Source organism: Promicromonospora kroppenstedtii DSM 19349, assembly GCF_000515355.1.
Taxonomy (GTDB): domain Bacteria; phylum Actinomycetota; class Actinomycetes; order Actinomycetales; family Cellulomonadaceae; genus Promicromonospora; species Promicromonospora kroppenstedtii.
The window spans coordinates 34,446-35,366 of record NZ_KI911742.1 but is presented as its reverse complement, the minus strand read 5'-3'; the positions used below and the strand labels follow the sequence as shown (position 1 = coordinate 35,366).

The following is a 921-nucleotide window of genomic DNA, read 5'->3' as shown; positions in this document are numbered from 1 at the left end:
GCGGGCCGCTCCGCCGCCGGCTCCTCGGCGGCCCGGGCGCGGTTCGGCCGTGCCCTCGTCTCGGCGCTCGACTCGGCGCGCACGGTGAAGCTCGCCGCCCGCACGCCCGACGTGCGTCGACACCTCGGCGAGGTGGACTCGGGGCGGGTCAAGGCCGCGATCTTCGAGCACCGGGTGCAGGCGGTGCTGGACTCGGTGCCGCTGGTGACCCTCTACATCGGCGTCGTCGTCGCCTGGGGGTTCCTGCTGACGAACCGGTGGGACCTGGCCACGACGCTGCTCGTCGCCAACGCCGTGACCGGCTTCGCCTGGTTCGGCGTCGTGGCGGGCGCCGTGGTCACCGAGGCGCCCGGTACCCGCGCCTGGCAGGTCGCGACCGCCCGGTTCGCCGGCGGCACCGACCTGGTCTCGCGGCAGCAGGGCGTGGACCTCGTGCGGGGCGTCGCCCCCGCGCCGGAGCCGTCGCCCCGCGAGCCCCTGGACCGCCTGGAGCTGGACGGCCTCACGGCGGTGCACGACGACGGCACGATCGGCGTCTCCGGCGTCGACCTGGAGGTCCGCCGGGGCGAGCTCGTGCTGCTGCTCGGCCAGGTCGGCTCGGGCAAGTCGTCGCTGCTCTCGGCGCTGGCCGGGCTCATGGAGCACACCGGCCACGTCCGGTGGAACGGCACCGAGGTGACCGACGCCCAGGCGTTCCTGCGCCCGGGCCAGGTGGCGCACGTGGCCCAGGTGCCGCGCGTGCTGTCGGGCTCGTTCTCGGACAACGTGCAGCTCGACCATGCCCGCGACATCGACGGCCCGGTCCGGGGCGCGCGCCTCGAGCAGGACATGCGCGACGCCGGCGGCCCGCACGCCCTCGTGGGGCACCGCGGCGTGCGGCTGTCCGGTGGTCAGGTGCAGCGGCTCCCCCCCCCGCGGGGG

General features: G+C 76.7%; 1 protein-coding gene. It reads left to right on the top strand.

Features of this window, described 5'->3' with window-relative positions; translation table 11 throughout:
- The coding region (locus PROKR_RS30975; RefSeq protein WP_157602617.1) for an ATP-binding cassette domain-containing protein at positions 1-921 on the top strand (921 nt) is incomplete at both ends.